This is a genomic window from Corynebacterium mustelae (genome assembly GCF_001020985.1).
Taxonomy (GTDB): Bacteria; Actinomycetota; Actinomycetes; order Mycobacteriales; family Mycobacteriaceae; genus Corynebacterium; species Corynebacterium mustelae.
Genome location: NZ_CP011542.1, coordinates 1,300,027 through 1,318,395 on the forward strand (window position 1 = coordinate 1,300,027; position 18,369 = coordinate 1,318,395).

13 protein-coding genes and 1 tRNA gene are annotated in these 18,369 nt (G+C 50.7%); 6 read left to right on the forward strand and 8 right to left on the reverse strand.

All coding sequences use genetic code 11. The annotated features are described in order from the left end of the window. Positions 1-37: 37 nt before the first annotated feature. Together CMUST_RS06100 and putP are read right to left on the reverse strand one after the other, a co-directional pair. Positions 38-631 (reverse strand): HNH endonuclease family protein, encoded by a 594-nt coding sequence (locus tag CMUST_RS06100; protein ID WP_236690171.1) that lies wholly within the window; start codon positions 629-631, stop codon positions 38-40. A 78-nt stretch (positions 632-709) separates the two neighbouring features. Further along, a complete protein-coding gene (gene putP, locus CMUST_RS06105) occupies positions 710-2,233 on the reverse strand; it encodes a sodium/proline symporter PutP (protein WP_047261765.1) in 1,524 nt (507 codons plus the stop codon). A 129-nt stretch (positions 2,234-2,362) separates the two neighbouring features. Between putP and CMUST_RS06110 the strand changes: the two genes are divergently transcribed. The 6 genes from CMUST_RS06110 (at position 2,363) to CMUST_RS06135 (ending at position 11,275) form a co-directional block, all read left to right on the forward strand. Beyond that, positions 2,363-5,440 carry a DEAD/DEAH box helicase gene (locus CMUST_RS06110; RefSeq protein ID WP_047261766.1) on the forward strand — a complete coding sequence of 1,026 codons (3,078 nt, stop codon included), beginning with the start codon at positions 2,363-2,365 and terminating at the stop codon, positions 5,438-5,440. Continuing rightward, a complete protein-coding gene (locus CMUST_RS06115; RefSeq protein ID WP_047261767.1) occupies positions 5,441-6,262 on the forward strand; it encodes an SWIM zinc finger family protein in 822 nt (273 codons plus the stop codon). 9 nt (positions 6,263-6,271) lie between these two features. Next, a complete protein-coding gene (locus CMUST_RS06120; RefSeq protein WP_083987434.1) occupies positions 6,272-7,417 on the forward strand; it encodes a metallophosphoesterase family protein in 1,146 nt (381 codons plus the stop codon). Next, on the forward strand, positions 7,414-10,008 hold the full coding sequence (locus CMUST_RS06125; protein ID WP_047261768.1) for an ATP-binding protein: 2,595 nt from the start codon (positions 7,414-7,416) through the stop codon (positions 10,006-10,008). The genes CMUST_RS06120 and CMUST_RS06125 overlap by 4 nt, the downstream gene beginning before the upstream one ends. A gap of 483 nt (positions 10,009-10,491) precedes the next feature. Beyond that, positions 10,492-10,962, forward strand: coding sequence for a MarR family winged helix-turn-helix transcriptional regulator (locus tag CMUST_RS06130; RefSeq protein WP_047261769.1), 471 nt, complete (start codon positions 10,492-10,494; stop codon positions 10,960-10,962). Positions 10,963-11,062: 100 nt separating this feature from the next. Beyond that, on the forward strand, positions 11,063-11,275 hold the full coding sequence (locus CMUST_RS06135; protein ID WP_047261770.1) for a PspC domain-containing protein: 213 nt from the start codon (positions 11,063-11,065) through the stop codon (positions 11,273-11,275). Between the two features lie 282 nt (positions 11,276-11,557). On the opposite strand, the gene CMUST_RS06140 is transcribed toward CMUST_RS06135, so the two are convergent. The 6 genes from CMUST_RS06140 to CMUST_RS06165 all read right to left on the reverse strand — a co-directional run bounded on the left by CMUST_RS06140 (position 11,558) and on the right by CMUST_RS06165 (position 18,029). Next, positions 11,558-11,631, reverse strand: a tRNA-Arg gene (locus CMUST_RS06140). A gap of 74 nt (positions 11,632-11,705) precedes the next feature. After that, a complete protein-coding gene (locus CMUST_RS06145; RefSeq protein WP_158408201.1) occupies positions 11,706-13,277 on the reverse strand; it encodes an alpha/beta fold hydrolase in 1,572 nt (523 codons plus the stop codon). Between the two features lie 94 nt (positions 13,278-13,371). After that, complete coding sequence (locus CMUST_RS06150; protein WP_047261771.1) at positions 13,372-14,943, reverse strand: alpha/beta fold hydrolase; 1,572 nt, start codon at positions 14,941-14,943, stop codon at positions 13,372-13,374. Positions 14,944-15,070: 127 nt separating this feature from the next. Beyond that, positions 15,071-15,703 (reverse strand): LutC/YkgG family protein, encoded by a 633-nt coding sequence (locus CMUST_RS06155; protein WP_047261772.1) that lies wholly within the window; start codon positions 15,701-15,703, stop codon positions 15,071-15,073. Positions 15,704-15,705: 2 nt separating this feature from the next. Further along, a complete protein-coding gene (locus tag CMUST_RS06160; protein ID WP_047261773.1) occupies positions 15,706-17,247 on the reverse strand; it encodes a LutB/LldF family L-lactate oxidation iron-sulfur protein in 1,542 nt (513 codons plus the stop codon). After that, positions 17,244-18,029: a (Fe-S)-binding protein gene (locus tag CMUST_RS06165; protein ID WP_047261774.1), complete on the reverse strand. Its 786-nt coding sequence runs from the start codon at positions 18,027-18,029 to the stop codon at positions 17,244-17,246. Before CMUST_RS06165 ends, CMUST_RS06160 begins: the two co-directional genes overlap by 4 nt. Between the last annotated feature and the right edge of the window lie 340 nt (positions 18,030-18,369).

Below are 18,369 nucleotides of genomic sequence, written 5' to 3' on the forward strand. Positions count from 1 at the left end.
CAACCTTCCAATCTGGAATAAACATAACGGCAATACCCTATCGGAAAAGGCATTGCTTTCGCATAATCGTTACATCCTCTGTACTTAGGAACAGGCCGTACTTCGCAGCGACCTCTGTTACCCGATTCACATACCAGCACCGGTTGCTTTGTACTGGAGGCAACCAATCTGACGGCAATAAGTCAGATTTACTCTGGTTCTGTTTCGCGGAAACCGCAACCAGATTTAGGGGGTCGTTTGCAAAGGCAATCCGGGTTTCCTCAGACCACGCAAATGCCCCCATGTCCCAGGCGGCTGAAAGCGGAAAAATATGATCCACCTCAATGGGGTCTCCCGGCACAGAACCTGGATCGCTGCTTATCTTAGTGTTGGAATACGGGCAAATGCCTGCCACAATCGAGTCGCAGCCGTCAAAATCCCCAACGGTAGTTAGCTGATTGCGCAATACGTCCTGCCGGGTGGAGCAAGAGGTTTTGGGATTATACGCCCAGCCATTGCCAAATAGCTTTCTGTCATAACCAATGACGGTACTGCGTTGCCCAATCTGAGGAATTTCGGCCAGATTAGGGGAGAGTCGTCCACCAGGTGGTAGTTCTAAAATTATGAGGATCAACGTGGCACAAATCAGCATGCCCAGAATCGTGTGAAAGGAAAAAGCTTGTCGCATACTCAATTAGACTCATGCGACAAGCATTTTGGTTCCATGGTGTTAGAAAAGTTCGTGTTGTTCTCGTTCCACAGCCCGATTGAAGGTCTCGGTGATTTCAACGCTGGGTGGTTTAGTGCTTAAGGAAACGATGACGATAGTTAACGTAGCTGCGATTACTCCGGGCACCATTTCGTATAACGAGTCTCCTAATCTGGAGGAGCCCCACGCAAATACAACCACTGCGCCGGTGATCATTCCTGCGAGTGCCCCGGCGGTGTTGAGTCGTCGCCAATAGAGCATAAAGAGCACAAGTGGACCGAAAGCTGCGCCGAACCCGGCCCAGGCGAAACCTACCAGCCCCAGGATTGAATCTGAGGGGTTGATTGATAATACTCCGGCAATAATTGCGACTAGCACGACTGCTGTTCGGGAGAGATTGATCATCACTGATTCGCTGGGGTGGTCTTTCTTGAACACTTTGAAGATGTCTTCAATCAGGGAAGTGGATGTAACTAGAAGTTGAGAGGAAATGGTTGACATGATCGCTGCGAGCACGGCGGTGAGAATCAACCCTCCAATCAGAGGGTGGAACAGTAGCCGACCCATATCGAGGAAGATGGTTTCATAGTTTTGCTTGTCGACGATGTCGAAGCCTGGATTTTGGCCAAAGTAAGCTGTGCCCACAATCGCAACGAAAGCGGCGCCAGCAATTGATATCGTCATCCAGCTGATTCCTACAAGCCGCCCAAAACTGGCGTCGGCTGGCGAACGTAACGCCATAAATCTAATAATGATATGTGGCTGACCAAAATAACCTAATCCCCAAGCCAGATTACTAATAATCACGAGTAGCGGGATTCCGCTAACGAGCGAGAAATAAGTCGGGTTTCCCACTCCCGAAGTGTACGGCCCGTAGTCGTGCGATGGCGCCCACGTCCAAATCGAGGCTGGTGAGTCTAAAGCGATCAGCGCCATGGCAGGGACGATAATCAACGAACAAAACATAATCATTCCTTGCACCGCGTCGGTGTAAGAAACCGCCAGGAAGCCACCGATGAATGTGTAAGCCACCGTGATGAACGCTACGATGAGCATCCCGTCAATGTATTGACCACCGAACGCTGACTCAAAATAATGCCCACCGGCTACCATTCCGGATGAGACATAAAATATGAAAAAGATGACTATAACGACGGAGCTGACCAGCCGCAGTAGCCGAGAATCGTCCTTGAGGCGATTTTCGAAGAAAGACGGGAGAGTGATTGAATCATCAGCAATTTCACTATAGGCGCGAAGGCGAGGCGCAACCCATTTCCAGTTTGCCCATGCTCCGATAATTAAGCCGATGGCGATCCAAAGTTCACTCATTCCAGTTACGAAAAGTGCGCCTGGTAACCCCATAAGCAACCACCCTGACATGTCTGACGCGCCAGCCGACATTGCAGCTACAAATGGGTTGAGTCCACGGCCTGCCAGTACATAATCCTCGTATTGGTTGGTCTGGCGGTAGCTCCAGTATCCGATGGCTAGCATCGTCAACATGTATATGATGATGGCCAAAATGTGCCAGGTTTGGTCAGCCATGTACTACCTCATTTTTTGCTTTTGTGCTGGTCACGGGATTTCGTCCAGATTACACTGTGGCTGCAGCTTTTGGGGTTTCGTCGAAAGTGTGTTTCTTTGGTGTCAGGGTCTCCTGGTAGAACAGTAGACATGACGTCGCACATTCTTCATGGCCTTTGGCTGAAGCAATCTGGTCTGCATTTGTGGGTTGAGCAAGTGGAGGGCCATAAGATTGTTTCTGGGGCTGATGTTCCTTTGGGGGTGTTTCCTCCGGCTGTGGAGTCGTTGATTCAAGGTAAGCGGTTTGTGCATCGGGTGGATATGCTTTTGATGACCCCAAAGGGGCGGGAGGTTCGGCTGCCAGTTCCTACAGTTGCGTTTGCGCCTGAGCAAGCGGTTCAAGTTCTGGCTGTCGTTGCTGGGGCGGGTGGGGCATCTGGTTTGGGTGCGGATTTGGTGTGGCTTGGGCATATGTTTGCCGGGTTGCGCGAGTTTATTGCGGCTGGTCGGGTCGTGGTGAAGTTGTCGTATTCGGATCGAAAGTGGTTTCCGATGTGGCAATTGGCGGCGGGGCTTGGGGAACGTGGGTGGATTGCGCAGATGATGCACGCTGCACCGGGTGTTTTGGTGCGTAATGGTGGGTTGTCGGTGGCTGAGGATATCGTTGAGGAGCTGCCGCATTGGATTGCGAATTCGCTGCTTAGGGATTTGTTTGATTCGGGGCGGCCAACGCCGTGGCATGAGTTTTCTGAGGCGCTTTTGTCTTCGAAGCCGTTGCGGCGGGGTAGCGCGAATTTGGTGTCAGCGCTTAATCGGTGGCGGGACTCGATTACAGCGGTGGATGTGCAGCTGGTTTTTGTGGTGGAAGAGCCTGGTTCTGTTGATGATGTGGAGGTCGGGTCGCAGGGGAGTGTGTGGCCGGTGCGGGTTAGGGTGCGTTCGGGGGTTGATGCACCTATTCCGGTGAAGATCGGTTTGTTTGATCGGGCGACGGTGAACCGGTTGGCTGCGCTGCGCCGGGAGGCAATTTTTGTATCGCGGCTGTTGGATTCGGATCGCGAGTTATCGCCTACTCATCCGGGGCGGGTGTCTCCAATGATGGGGGTGGTTTCGCGAGGAAGTGTTGTTGGCGAGTGGGATGTGTATCTGTCGACGGATGAATTGGTGGCGTTTATTTCTGAGGATGTTCCACGACTGCGCGATAGCGGGTTTACGGTTTTGCTGCCTAAAGCGTGGAGTAAGCAGGATACGAAGGCTAGGCTTCATGTTCATGAGTCGAATGAGACTGTTGGGCAACCGAAGGTGGGTTTGGAGCAGATCATTGACTTTGATTGGCGAGTATCCATTGGTGATGTGGAATTGTCGGAAGCAGAGATGAATGATCTGGTGGCTTCCAAATCTGGTTTGATTAATCTGCGTGGCGATTGGGTGATGGCTGATAGTGCGGCGATTCGATCGATTGCACAGTACATGGACGAGTTGGTGAAATCGTCGAAAAGCCATATTTCGCAGCAGATTGAGACTTGGAAAATGCGTATGCAGCTAGCAGCGGCCCGAGGGGAGGATACTGCGCAAATGGCGTCGGTGATTGCGCAGTTGGAGCAGCGTTTGGCTACTGAAGATGTTTCGGTGGGCCAGATTAGTGTTGCAGAGTTGCGGGAATTGTCAATGCGGTCAGCATTGGATGAAATTGTCGAATATCACGGGAATCAGTGGCATGTCGGCCTGATTGGGGGCAGTTTTCAGGATTTGCCCGCCCCGCAGCGGGTGGATATTCCAGGTACGGTTCACGCAGAGTTGCGGGAATATCAGCGTCGAGGTGTGGATTGGTTACATTGGATGTTTCGGCAGAAGTTGGGTGCAGTGCTTGCCGACGACATGGGGTTGGGTAAGACTTTGCAGCTGTTAAGTCTGGAGGCGGTTGATCGGGCCGAAAAGCTTGCCAGTGTGCCTAGCTTGGTTGTGGTTCCTACTTCGGTGGTGGGGAACTGGGCGCGGGAAGCGAGCCGGTTTGTTCCCACGTTGCGGGTAAAAGTACATCATGGGCCGAGCCGTAAGAAAGGCGATGCGTTTATCTCCGAGGTTAGTGATAGCGACATCGTAATAACTTCCTTCGGCACTGTTTCCCGTGATGTAACGCTATTGTCGCGGGTTTTCTGGCATCGGGTCACTATTGATGAGGCGCAGCATATTAAAAATTCGAGTACGAAGATTTCCCGTGCGGTTCGGGCGTTGCCTGCCTCGCATCGGATAGCTTTGACCGGAACGCCAGTGGAAAACCGGTTGTTGGAATTACGCGCAATTTTGGATTTTTGTAATCCTGGGATTTTGGGCTCAGTGTCATTTTTTAAAAATCACTTTTCCAAAGCCATTGAAGTCACTGGTGATGAGGTAAAAACTGCGCAGTTGCGTAATTTGACGGCACCGTTTATTTTGCGTCGACTTAAATCTGATCCTAGTGTGATCGCCGATTTACCCGAGAAGACCGAGACTGTGATCACTGTGGATATGACGACCGAACAGGCAGCGTTGTATAAGGCTTTCGTGTCGGACCTGCAATCAAAGCTTACGCAGGCGCGCGGCATGGGACGCAAGGGGTTGGTCCTGGCTTCATTAACGAAGATTAAACAGATCTGTAATCACCCCGCGCATTTTCTTAACGACGGTTCCCCGGTGGTGGTGAAAAGCCGACACCGTTCCGGCAAGGTTGCTGAATTAATGGATTTGATCGCCATAGCGAGGGAAAACAACGAGAAGGTGTTAATTTTTACCCAGTACAAAGCCTTCGGTGATCTATTGGTTCCTTATTTATCAGATAATTATGGTGTCGCCATCCCGTTCTTGCATGGTGGCGTACCCCAGTCACAGCGTGACGCGATGGTGACGGATTTCCAATCCCCATCCGGTCCGCCCGCTATGGTGTTGTCGCTCAAAGCTGGCGGCACGGGGTTGAATCTGACCGCGGCAAGCGTCGTTATTCATATGGATAGGTGGTGGAATCCTGCGGTAGAAAACCAAGCAACAGACCGGGCGTATCGGATCGGTCAGGATAAAAATGTATTCGTGTACAAGATCATCACGGCCGGTACGTTGGAGGAACGGATTGAAGAAATTATTGCCGGAAAGACGCAACTGGCTTCAACCATGGTGACCCAAGGAGAAGGCTGGTTAACTGAGCTTTCCGACGACGAACTTGCCACCTTGCTTAGCTATCGGGAGATGGAATAAATGGCGGAGAAACCGAAGCACCCAAAGATTGGCAATGTAATCTACGCCAATTTCGGAGCAAACCGACATGCAGTATCACCTGAGCCCGAGGTGAAAAGACGTAAAAGTACCCAAGCACGCTCTAACTCTAGTGAGACTTGGCTACAGGAACTCGTCGAAAAGCGATCGGATAGGGCACGTATATCTCGCGGCGAAAAGTATTTCCGCGACGGACGTGTCTTAAATCTGGGCCTCGCGAACGCCAGGATCACGGCGGAAGTTGTTGGTTCTGGACCGGAACCATTTCAGGTGGATATTGCTTTTCCATATCGGTCGAAGGACGATGTTTCGGAATTGATAACTGAGATTGCGGCTACACCTAATGGGATAATGCAGGCACGAAGTGGTGAGCTTACACCGCAATCGTTGGGGCAGCTATTCGCCGAATCACATGGTGATGTGCGTTTTCATTGTGATTGTCCTGATCCCAGTGTTGTTTGTAAGCATTCCATTGCCACACTTTATGCGGCGATAGCCGCGTGTAAAGACAACCCCAATCTGGCGTTCCAATTGCGTGACTTGAATTTACTTGACGTGGAACAAGCGGTGATGCTTCGCGCTAAAGAGCTTTCTGAGCGACAGGCAACCATGAGCCCAGAGTGGTTCTGGCAGGGCGGTGAATTACCGAAATTGCCACATCCACGTATCCAACCTGCGCTTGACGATTCCGATCTGCAACTGTTGCACCAAGCGATGCGCCAAATCTCTTACACCAGCATTGACGAGCTTCGTGCAGTCAGCGACATTGAAGACATGTACGATTACCTCACTCGGGAGGATTAATACATCATCGTGGCTAATATTCGTTTTCTTCACACATCCGACTTACAGATCGGAATGACTCGGTGGTTTCTGAAAGATACCGAAGATGCACAAGCGCGTTTCGAGGCTGCTCGAAAAACTGCGATCACCAGGTTGGGGGAAGTCGCGCAGAAACACGACTGTGCCTTTATTGTTGTTGCGGGAGATGTTTTTGAGCACAACGCTATTTCTCCCACAACCCTTAATCGTGCGATTGAAGAGCTGCGGCAGTTACCAGTTCCGGTGTATCTACTTCCCGGAAATCATGATCCGTTAACAGCAGACAGTGTCTTTTACCAGGCTGCCACAGCCGGAAATATCCATGTTTTTGATACCGCTGAGCCTATAGACGCCGCAGGCATCGAACTCATCGGCGTGCCGTGGCTCAGTAAAAAACCCAGTCGCGACCTGGTAGCAGAAGCTACCAGACAACTTGAGCCGAGTTCTACCATCCGGGTGGTCGTTGCGCATGGGCAAACAGAAAACCGAGGCAATGACATCATGCCGGAGCTGATTGGCTTGGATTCCCTCAATAAGCTGGTAGCCGCTGGGGCGATCGACTATGTGGCGTTGGGCGATACCCATTCGACAATGCAGGTGGGCCCAACCGGGGCAATCTGGTATTCCGGGTCGCCAGAAGTGACGGATTTTAAAGAACTCCCAGCGGGTGGCGGAGAAATCGACTCCGGCAACGCACTGGTTGTGAACATAACTAAGACTGCAGCCGCACAAGCTACCGTCGAGGTGACACCGGTTCAGATTGGCCGGTGGCGGTTTGAAGCACTTTTTATGGAAGTTTCCTCTCCTCACGACATTGAGGAATTCATAACAACCTTAAAAAAATATCCGCGCAAAGACGAAACTGTTGTGAAATATGCGCTGCGAGGCACCGTTGACATGACCACGCGAGCCTACTTAGAGTCGGAGATTTCCCAATTGAAGCCGCTGTTTGCCAATCTGTACCCGCGGAGTCGCACGATGGATTTGACTACAACCCCAACAGAAGACGAGATAGCTGACATGGGATTTTCTGGCTTCGCCCAGAAAGCACTTTCAGAGCTTTCTGACTCTACTCATCCAGCGGCGGAGGATGCCTTGGCTTTGCTTTTTCATTTGCAACGATCGGGGAAGAAATGAAAATCACGTTCATCGAAATTGAGAACTACAAATCAATCTCTCAATTCACATGGCACAACATTCCCGATCGCGGGGTTTTAGTCATATCGGGGGAGAATGAGAAAGGAAAATCCACGGTGCTTGATGCCTTACATCAGGCATTATTTAGCAAGCACAATTCCAAAGCGGCGGCGGTGAAAGCCAGCCAGCCAATTGGCAAAGACATAGGACCACGAGTCAAGCTTGGCTTGGTATTCGGCCAGATTAGATGCGAACTGGAAAAACAATGGTTAAAAAGTCCGATGGCTGTTGTGACGGTCGCCGGTGCCGACTACGGAAACGGTAGTTTCACAGGAGCTGAAGCGGAACAACGTTTGCAGCAATTACTAGACGACCACCTAGACCACCAACTATTCGAGACATTATTTAACAAACAAGGAAAACTCACACCGGCAATGGAGTTGGTGGGCATTTCGGCGTTGAAATCTGCGCTAGACCAATCTGAAGATAGTTTTGTTGGAGAAACAGAATCTACCGAGCTGATGCATCGAGTCACCGCAGAATATGAGCGGTATTTTTCCAAACGTACTGGCGCACCCACTAAGTATCTCAAAGATCATGTGGCTGCCTTAGAAACGGCGCGGTTACGGCGTCGAGAAGCAGAAACAAAGCGTGCATCGCTTCAACAACGCGTCGACTTAGTTGAGCAAATCACAGCTGACAAGGATCATGCGCAGCTGGAGCTACCGATGGTGATCGCGCAATACGAAAAGCTTCAGGCCGAATGGGAGCTAGCCCACAACGCGGAAAAGAAGGTTGAACTTAAACGTCGGGAGTACCAGATTAGTCATGCGCAATGTGAAGCGGTGAGCGCCAAACGCGATCAGCGGCGCGAGCGATTGGAATTAGTCACCCAACTTGAGGCGAGGGTCCTAAGTTTGCGAGAAACGCTGCAACAGCACGAAGATGCAGCGACCATAGAAAAACACAATCTTGATCGGTTGAAGTTACAACGCGATGACTGCGAGACAGCGGTAACTATGGCCCATACAGCACACCGATCTGCGGTGACTGTGATGCAAGAAGCGCAGCGTGCCGACCGCAGATCGGAGCATCGGTTGCTCATAGAGCAATTAGATGACATTGATCGGCGGATCGAGGAACTCGCTGCGGTCTCGGAGGTTTCGGCGGAGGCCGTAACTGCCTTTAGCGAGGCGGAACTGGCGGTCAGGGCCACCGAACAAGCGTTGGCTGTGCATAGCCCCTCGGTAACTTTCCATTCCGAAACTCCCCGGACGATCTGTATTAATGGAGAGGAAACTGCGATATCCGTTGAGCCAGAGACTCTATCTTTGGAAGCAGAGACAGAAATCACTGTCGAGGACATTTCTATAATCATCAACCCGGGAATAGGGATAGTTGGTGTTATAGAGCAATTGGCGGCTGCACAAGAGAACCTAAAAACCCTGCAATCTGAATATGGTTTTGATTCCGCTGCTCAAGCCCAATCTGCACTGGAGCGTTATACTGCTAGCCAGACCGAACGCAAATTATTAATCACACAACGCCACGTTATTGTGGGGGAACAGTCAGAGTTAGAAATTCGGCAAGAATTGGCAAAACCAGCCCCTGACGTTGAGCTAAGCGTTACGGAGGCTGCCGAGCAATTAGCACAGGCAGCATCTGCTCTAGATAATGCTATTGCCGCACGCGACGAAGCCGTCGCAGTCTACGAAGTTTTGGCGCGACGACCCGCCGAAACGGATTTTATAGCCACGCGCACGCTTTTCGACGAAGCATGTGACCAGCTGAATCGGGAAAAACAAGTGATGGCTGCTGTTGAGTCGGAAACTCCCCTGGAAGCGTTAGACATCGAATATCGCAAACATAAAAGTGCCACTCAAGAGCGTGAAAATGAGCTAGCTAAGATGGAATCAGAGCTGGAACAACTAGCGCCAGAGCTAAAGCGGCAATTGGCGGAGGCAGCGTCCGCACAACTTGCTGATGTTGAAGACCGCATCCGGCAAGCGGAGACAACTATCGCAGCGCATCGCAGCTATATCGAGGCGTTTGCAGGTGCGGCCGAGGAATGCGATCTTGCCATGGCTGCGGAAATCGCTGCCGAGCGAAAAGAAGCCACAGTGCAGGCGCGCGCCGCAGCAGCGAAATTACTGTATGAGACTCTTTTGCGTCACCAAAAACAAGCACATGCGCGCTACAGCGCTCCTTTTACACAAGAACTCACCAGATTAGCTAAACCAGTATTTGGCTCTGATGTTAGTTTTGAGCTTTCTGAGGCGTTGGAAGTAACGAGCAGGATAAAAAACGATGAAAAAGTCAGCGTGGAATCTTTATCCGGTGGCGCCCAGGAACAATTGGCGATCCTTACTAGATTAGCTGTTGCTTCACTAGTGTCCGCGGATCGCGTTCCGGTTTTCTTTGACGACGTATTAGGTTCTACCGATCCAAGTCGACTTTTATCTATGGGCGCAGTATTCAATGATGTTGGGCAACAGCAACAAATTTTCGTATTCACTTGTGTGCCACAAAGATACGCCAGTGTAGCGAGCCGGGTGGAAAAGCCAATGCATGGTCTGATGGAAAACGAATAACCATGAAGGCGGTACTGGAGTCGATCAGATGAATTTTTAGAAAATTATTATCTTCCATACCGCGATAGTTCTAAGCAGCTGCGCACATTCATGTGAACAAGGTAGGTTGTGCGCGGGAAGTTTTTCTGACAATAACTAGCCAAATGCGCGCTGTGGTCGGTTACATTTTTTGGATCGCGTGATCGGCAAGAATCCGGTTGTACGATATCCAAAATATAACATTATGGTTATGTTTTTGTTTGGTAAGGGGTGGAGGGGATGGCATGTTGGCTGATAATGTGAAACAATTTTGTTGATGTTGAAACTTTGGCAGCGCTGCCACACTGAGACGTGAATTTTTCGGTTTTTATTGAATATTTTTGGGAGATATTTAATAAATAAAAGAAGGGTTAAAAGATACTTTTCTTCTATTTTCCTATGTATTTGCCAAGAATTTGCAGGTAATTGTAAACAATTAGTGAAAGTACTGTTTAATATAGATCCATGACTACTCCGCGATGGCTTACTGATGACGAACAGCAATTTTGGCGGCTTATGCTTGCTGCTATTAGAAAAGTGGAACACCACATTGAAAACATTCTTCAAGATGGTGCTGGGCTGACCACCTCAGAATTTGCAGTTCTGGTTTGCCTGTCTGAAAGTCCAGACAAAGAGATTCGGTTGCGTGATCTTTGCGCTGACCTAGATTGGGACCGCAGCCGCACGTCCCACCAAGTCACGCGCATGGAAAAACGTGGATTGGTGACCAAGCAGCGGTGCATCGGTGATGCCCGCGGTATTATCATCGAATTGACTGAGGAAGGTGAACGCCGGATTAGGGAAGCTGCCCCGTTCCATGTCGAATCAGTACGCGAGATCGTTTTCGATAGCCTCAATAATGAACTTAAAGAACCTGTAGCTGAGTTTCTTCAAAACATTCTTGAGCAACCGGTTGGTCGCCCCCGAAACGAGTAAATCAGGGTGAATATCAGGGGAGTCCCTGATGCAGGCTGAAGCCTTTGAAACCACAATGGGTGTTAGTTAATCCCGTTAGACAACAGAAAGGCTTTGCATCATGTCTCAACCATTCAATCCACAACCTTTTGCGCAGCGCCCACTGCACCGCTCAATCAGCACTCGCCTCGTTGGCGGAGTATTCGGTGGAATCGCAGAAACTTACGGGTGGAATGTAACCCTGCTCCGCGTTCTCTTCCTGCTATCAATGTTTTTACCAGGGCCTCAGGTGCTGGCCTACCTAGCGGCGTGGATCATTATGCCCGAGGGTTAACCGCTACCAAATGTCGTCGTAAAGTGTAAAGCCCCGTCGTGACTGCCACGACGGGGTTTAGCCATATTTCACAGGCTCCTCAGGTTTCCTCCCAAAGAATCCCCCCCAATCGCAGGTCTGCAAACTTGACCACGGTTGCGTGTTTTAATGCACATATCGCTTGTCAGGATGCGCCTAGACGAATGTGAGCTTCACTAACAAAAGAAAAACCGGTGATGCGTGTTCCTATTTCAGAACACACATCACCGGTTGTGCCATCTATGTCTCGACTGATGACAAAAGTGTCCCCGACAGGATTCGAACCTGCGACCTTTGGTACCGGAAACCAATGCTCTAATCCACTGAGCTACGGAGACAAGCTGCGCTGTGCAACGCTTTGAAATATTAGCACCCACCGAACCAAAAATCGAACTCGGTGGGTGCATGGGGGTTACCCGAAGAATCCAGGCAGCTCAGAGGTGGTGACACTGCCAGTTCGGAAGTAGTCTAGAACGACTTTATCGACAGCTTTGTTGCCAACCCCGAAGTGTGAATGCCCCGGCCCATTCACGGTTACCAGATGGGAATTCATGGATTTTTGCATTTCCCAGAAATCACCATATGGTGTTTGTGGGTCGCGGGTGGCTTGAATTTGTAGCGGTCGGGTTTTTAACGCTGAACCGTTAAAAGGCACACCCTTGGTGATTGAACCTGCACCATTGCAGACTAAACCTGAATTAAACAGGGAGGGGCCAGCTTGGATAATATCCGCAATAACGAAGTTGGTCCACAGTGCACGTGGTGCATCCTGTGGATTCCACGGGCTTTGTGCCTCGTTACACATGATGGTCACGCGCATATTGTTCGCGTGCAAGAAAGCATTGATTTCTTCCTCTGTCGGTTCATGTGGCACTAGCCTTTGGGTAGCAAGCTCTGGGTTATGGATGGTTTCCACGATTGATTCCCAAAAACGTGGCATTGGAAGTCTGGAATAGGTGTAGCCAAGCACTGACGAATCTGATTGTTTTCTTCCACCGGCAACTAATTGGCTACCGAGGTTTTTGGCGTGGGCATTCGCGGGCTCGGTGCCGTTGATAATGTCTACTGCGGCTTGGCCAGCCCCGGAAGAATGCGGAGGGACGTCAGCAGCGGTTGCCTTAGGTGGGGTAACGGACGGCCAGACACCAGATTGGGACTGTATGGCTTGCGCCCACTTGGTATACACCGCGTATGGTGTAGCACCCAAATGGAATTTGTCATCGTTAAGTGCAGCCCAGTTGAAAAACTCTTGCAGTGCGGTGTTAAATCCTGCTTCTTGGCTTGCAATGACATGGCTCCATTGATTAGACGCATTCAAACCTGAGTCCAGCACCACTTTATTAGTGCGCTCCGGAAATAACGTGGCGTATGTAGAACCAAGCAACGTGCCGTAGGACAGCCCATAGATGGAGATGGAGTCTCTACCAAGGGCTTTTCGGACTTCGTCCCAGTCGCGTGCGGTGTTTTCAGTTGTGATCTGGGCTGGGTAGCCCGGGTGGCTTGATTCGCAGGCTTTCCTCACCGCCGTGCCGGACTGGAATATCTGTTCAATGGGGCCGAGTTTCGAAATATCTGGGCATTCCAGTGGGGTGGAACCGTCGAGTCCGCGAGGCTGGACGCCAATAATGTCATAGTTGGCGTAAAGTTCGGCAGGGAACTCTGCGATTTCGGAGGTGCCCAGCCAACCGTAGACATCACCGCCAGGCCCACCGGGGTTGGTGAAAATCGTGTCTTTGGCACCGTTGGTGGCTTTAAATTGAATAAAGCCGACGGAGATCTTTTTCCCTTGTGGGTTGCCGTAATCTTGTGGCACTTCAACACGGCCACAGCGGGCACCGGGTCGTTCCACCGTTGTTGGACAGTCCTCCCAGGCAATTGCTGGCTTGTGTTGCGCCGCTGCATGGGGGATGGTTACCGCTACCGCGCTTGCAGCAATAGAAGTGGCAGCAAGTAGTGAAAGTAACTTTGGAAGTTTCAGTTGCACGATAAGAAGTGCTCCTTTTGACGTCTGAAGTAAAAAACGGCTCGTCATCTACCCTAATAAATAGAGAGACGTTTGGGAATACAATCGAAGGAAACTATTGCTCAAAAAATCCAGGTGCATCGGAGACAGACACCGTACCGTTGTAAAGATAATCCAGTATCAGTCGATCTACAGCGGTATTTCCAGAACTGAAGTGGCCATGACCCGGGCCGTGGACTGTAACGAACTGGGTATTCATGTTCTCACGCATTTCCAGCGAATTCTCAAATGCAGTCTGGGGGTCACTAGTTCCTTGAATTTGCAATGGCCGAGTAGCTAGCTTTGAACCATCTAAGGCTATGCCTTGGGTAATCGGTGGAGCGCCGTTGCAAGTAAAACCCCAAGCGCTGGCTAGCGGCGGCCCAGAGAACGGATCCTCAAGAACTAGATTGGTCCAGGCTGCGCGGAGAAATAGGCTGCGATCCCAAGGTTGCAAGGCTTCATTACATAAGATGTTTTGGTTTACTATTATTGCTGCCTTGGATGCTGTCTGAGATTCTTCATCGTGGGTCAACCGTTCTTTCAATTCCGTCAACTCGTGTTGGGCTAAATCAGGATTTTGGATGAATTCCACTATGTCTCGCCATTTTGCTGGCGCCGGAAGCAAGGCATGTGTCTGGATTAACAGCGCTGGTTCCTTACGCTTCGAACCAGCTGATACCACAGTGGCACTTAAGTTTTTCGCTTCTGCACGCGCAACCGCCGTGTTGTTCATAGCATCAACGGCTGGTTGCCCCAAGTTTTTCGCTTGTGGTGGTAGATCCGCTTCGGTGGCACGGGGTGGTACCACCGAGGGCCAGACGCCAGATTGACGTTCAATAGCTTCTGCCCATGTTGTGTACACAGCGTAAGGCGTAGCGCCTAAGTGGAATTTATCGTCATTGATTGCCGCCCAACCGAAAAATTCGTGTAAGGCTCGGATGAAGCCAGATTCTTGCTTCTTGGAAGAATCAGTCCACTTTTTGGTGTGATCCAGTCCAGAATCGAGTACTACCTTATTAGTGTGATGTGGGAATAGCGTTGCATATGTCGATGCCAACAACGTTCCGTATGACGCGCCGTAGATCGAAATGGTTTCTCTTTTCAGTGCTTTTCGTACCTCTTCCCAATCACGTGCTGTGTTTTCGGTGGTTATGTGGGGAAAATATCCAGGTTGTGTTCTTTCACAAGCGGCACGTAACTGCCCACCGGCGTTGGAGAAGATTTGGAAGAAATCAACCTCTGCGTCGTCATCACAGGTTAGGGGAGTGGAACCGAGCATGCCACGGGGCTGTACACCTACAATGGTGAAGTTTTCCAAAAATTCTGTTGGAAAGTTTACGAGATCGGCATTACCCACTAGGTCATACACACCGCCACCTGGACCGCCTGGATTGAGAAAAACCGTGTCGCGTGCAGCTTTGGCTGTATGTTGGATAAAACCGATGGATATTTTTACGCCATTCGGGTCTGAATAGTCGCGGGGTACTTCAATCCGACCACAGGCTGCACCAGGGCGGGTTACTGTCTTAGGGCATTTCTCCCAAGTTATCGCTGGTGTATTCGCGTGAGCTGGAATGCTCGTACACAGTCCGATTGTTGTAGCTACGGTGACTATCGACGCGAGCATCTTTGAAAAAGAATGCATAAAGTAGCAAAGCTCCTTGATATATGAGGACATTTCAAACGGCTCGGCAAAAAATATTAGTATTTTTATTTCTCTATATGTGGAAAATGCTCCTTTGTAGACACAAAGGAGCATTACAATTTAGTAACTAGTCGACAATGACACAGATCAGCGTGCGGGGACCGTGCACACCTTCAACCCGGTTGAGCTCAATGTCGGAGGTTGCCGACGGACCAGAAATCATGGTGATTGGCTTCTCTTGCCCCAAGCGACCGATCATTTCGGGCACACCATAAACCACGTTGTCCATGCGCACGATAACTACGTGGCAATCAGGCACCAAGGTAAGGGCTCGACGACCGCAGACCGGATTGGATTCCAAACAGATGGTTCCAGTTTGGGCTGAACTTACGTGCGAGTCTGTAACAACCGCATCGACGTCGTTAAGCAGGCGGGGATCGGAACTACGATCATCGGGAGTGGCAGTGCCGTTAAAGGTGTCGAAAAGCGCCTTATCGAGCCCCTCCGCATAGCGAATCTCCTTGGCTGCGCGGTCGTGAAGAATCTCGGCGATTTTCTCTCCCAGTTTTTCTTCAGTGACTTCGTGGACGATAGCCTTGTAATCCAATAGCCGGTCGACGAGAACTTCCTTGAGTTCATCTCTGGAAAATTCAGCGGTCTTGTCCATGTTGTATTCCCGCGAGATCTCTACATCGCTTGGCATATTGGACAATTGCTGGGCATTCCGGATGCGGGTGAGCATTTCAGTTTTTGCATCCATGATTACTGCTCCTCGACTTGCTTTTTGACGTTATTTTCCGGCAACCCTTCTTCCCGGGCTTGCGCAAGCAAATCCTGCGCTTCTTGGGAATCGAACCATTGGCGGAAAGATTTCTTCGGTGGCACTGACGTATCACGCACATCAGTCCAACCGGCTAGGAAGCTTGGCAGGTGAGTGATCTTGCCGTCTCTACCGCCAAGCAGCCGCCCCATAAATACCATCTTGGTGGCAGTATTCCATAATTTGGAATTGCCCCACAGAAGCTGCATGCTTCCCAGCAACGAGCCTTCGATTTTCGGCTTGAATTCTTTAACCTTCTTATGTCGCAATTCCAAAAGCGCGTCGGTGATCGGAATCTTCACCGGACAGACCTCGTTGCATCGACCACATAGCGAAGATGCGTACGGTAGATAACCGTTTGGATCGTGGGAATCGTCAATTCCGGTCAGCTGAGGTGTCAAGATTGCACCGATTGGGCCCGGATAGGTAGAACCATAGGCATGGCCACCCGCACGTTCATATACAGGGCACACGTTCAAACAAGCCGAACAACGAATGCACTTTAGCGCTTCCCGTCCGATTTCATCAGCCATCGCCGCGGTACGACCGTTATCAAGGAGAATGATGTGGAAGTTCTGCGGGCCGTCCCCCTCCGTGACACCAGACCACAACGAGGTGTAGGGATTCATCCGTTCACCAGTAGACGACCTAGGTAGTAATTGCAGGAAGGTTTCATAGTCGCGGAACGTTGGCAGGATCTTTTCAATGCCCATCACTGAGATTAGAGTCTCAGGCAAGGTCAAACACATACGGCCATTGCCCTCTGATTCCACGATAGTTACGTGCCCAGTTTCGGCAATACCAAAGTTGGCTCCCGAAATAGCGACCTTAGCTTCCATGAATTGCTGCCGCAGGTAAAGCCGGGCGGCCTCAGCCAATTCAGCGGGCTCGGAAGTGATGGATTCATCAATGTGATCCATCTTCTTCAAGAAAATACTGCGAATCTCCGCACGGTTACGGTGGATCGCAGGAACCAGAATGTGGGAAGGCTTGTCATCACCGAGCTGTACGATCAGTTCTGCCAGGTCGGTTTCCTGGGCGAAGATGCCTTCTGCCTCCAGCTGCTCATTAAGCGCGATTTCCTGAGTCGCCATCGACTTGATCTTGACAACCTTCTTTTCGCCGGTCTGCTTGACCAGCTCGGTAACGATCTGGCCTGCCTCTTTGGCGTCGCGAGCCCAATGCACATGACCGCCGCGGGAGGTCACAGCCGCCTCGAACTGCTCTAGTAGCTCAGGCAGATGGGCCATGACGTACCGCTTGGTCGTTGACCCTGCTTCGCGCAGTGCCTCCCAATCGTCAATTTCATCAATGACCGCTTGGCGCTTGTTGCGGATGGTGGTGGTGGCTTTAGTTAAGTTACGGCGCTGGGTGACGTTGTTAAGATCAGTGTGTGCGTTTTTGGGGAACGGCTTGTCCCCGCGCAGATTGGAAATATCTGAAGCCCGGGGTGGCATCGTGGGCATTCCGAGGTTGACGCTCATAGCATTGCCTCCTTGGAGTAAGCGGCCGAGGTTGGGGTCCACGGATGTGCCTTGGTAGAAGCCAAGATCTCGGCGAGGTGAATTGCACGGACACCGACGTGCTGGCGGGAAAGAGAACCTGCGATATTCATCAGGCAGGAGGAATCACCACCGGTGACATATTCGGCACCGGTGAGCTCGATATTGCGGCATTTGTCTGAAACCATGGCGGCCGAGGTTTCCGCGTTCTTTAACGAGAAAGTGCCGCCAAAACCACAGCACTCTTCCTTATTAGGTAGTTCGACAAGCTCTAATCCCTCAACGTTTTGCAGCAACCGATATGGTCGATCGCCGAGTTTGATAAACCTGAGCCCGTGGCACGATGGGTGATAGGTAACTTTGTGGGGGAAGAATGCGCCCACGTTTTCTACGCCAGCTACATCGATGAGAAACTCCGGCAGGTCGAGAGTTTTCTTCGCGCAGCTAGCAGCTCCGTCTGCTAGGGCGGGGGAGCCGTAGCGTTTTGCTACATGTTCGTGTTGTTCGCGTACCGCACCGACACAGGAGCCAGAAGGAGACACTACATAGTCGATGGATGGATCGGAAAACGCATCGACATAGTTTTTGATTTGTCCCACTGCTTCCTTTTGGTAACCAGTGTTGACATGCATCTGGCCGCAGCACGTTTGTGACTGCGGGAAAACCACTTCGTATCCCAGGCGGGATAGGATCAGCGCGGTTGCCTTAGATGCGTCGGGGAACATTGCATCCCCGATGCACGTGGAAAAGAGCGCTACTTTCATGAGGCGAAGCTCCTTTTAAGTGGGAGAATTAAATACATTGTGTTGTGGAGTGCGGCGGCGTTTGGTTAGTGGCTTTGCGACGAATTGTGTTTTCGGATAAAAACCACATTTTCATCGTCATGCACAAACTTTCCAGAGGCCTAAGACGCCACGGTATGTCCTCTAATGTACCCAAAAAACAGTGCAAATTTTAGCTAGGATACCCTCATTTAGCTAAACGTAAAACTTAGCTTCTAGCTGCTGGTATATCCGAAACACTTATGTTTCTAAAATGGTGAAATCTTCTCCCTAGGCAACGGATTGTAGCGCAATGTGGGATTCGGTCTGTTTACGTGGGCAA

Excerpts from the sequence above, each read along its gene's own strand:
- CMUST_RS06125 (WP_047261768.1), top strand. The coding sequence starts at position 7,414 with ATGAAAATCACGTTCATCGAAATTGAGAACTACAAATCAATCTCTCAA.
- CMUST_RS06165 (WP_047261774.1), bottom strand. The coding sequence starts at position 18,029 with ATGAAAGTAGCGCTCTTTTCCACGTGCATCGGGGATGCAATGTTCCCC.
- CMUST_RS06135 (WP_047261770.1), top strand. The coding sequence starts at position 11,063 with ATGTCTCAACCATTCAATCCACAACCTTTTGCGCAGCGCCCACTGCAC.
- CMUST_RS06160 (WP_047261773.1), bottom strand. The coding sequence starts at position 17,247 with ATGAGCGTCAACCTCGGAATGCCCACGATGCCACCCCGGGCTTCAGAT.
- CMUST_RS06130 (WP_047261769.1), top strand. The coding sequence starts at position 10,492 with ATGACTACTCCGCGATGGCTTACTGATGACGAACAGCAATTTTGGCGG.
- CMUST_RS06110 (WP_047261766.1), top strand. The coding sequence starts at position 2,363 with ATGACGTCGCACATTCTTCATGGCCTTTGGCTGAAGCAATCTGGTCTG.
- CMUST_RS06115 (WP_047261767.1), top strand. The coding sequence starts at position 5,441 with ATGGCGGAGAAACCGAAGCACCCAAAGATTGGCAATGTAATCTACGCC.
- putP (WP_047261765.1), bottom strand. The coding sequence starts at position 2,233 with ATGGCTGACCAAACCTGGCACATTTTGGCCATCATCATATACATGTTG.
- CMUST_RS06100 (WP_236690171.1), bottom strand. The coding sequence starts at position 631 with ATGCTGATTTGTGCCACGTTGATCCTCATAATTTTAGAACTACCACCT.
- CMUST_RS06150 (WP_047261771.1), bottom strand. The coding sequence starts at position 14,943 with ATGCATTCTTTTTCAAAGATGCTCGCGTCGATAGTCACCGTAGCTACA.
- CMUST_RS06155 (WP_047261772.1), bottom strand. The coding sequence starts at position 15,703 with ATGGATGCAAAAACTGAAATGCTCACCCGCATCCGGAATGCCCAGCAA.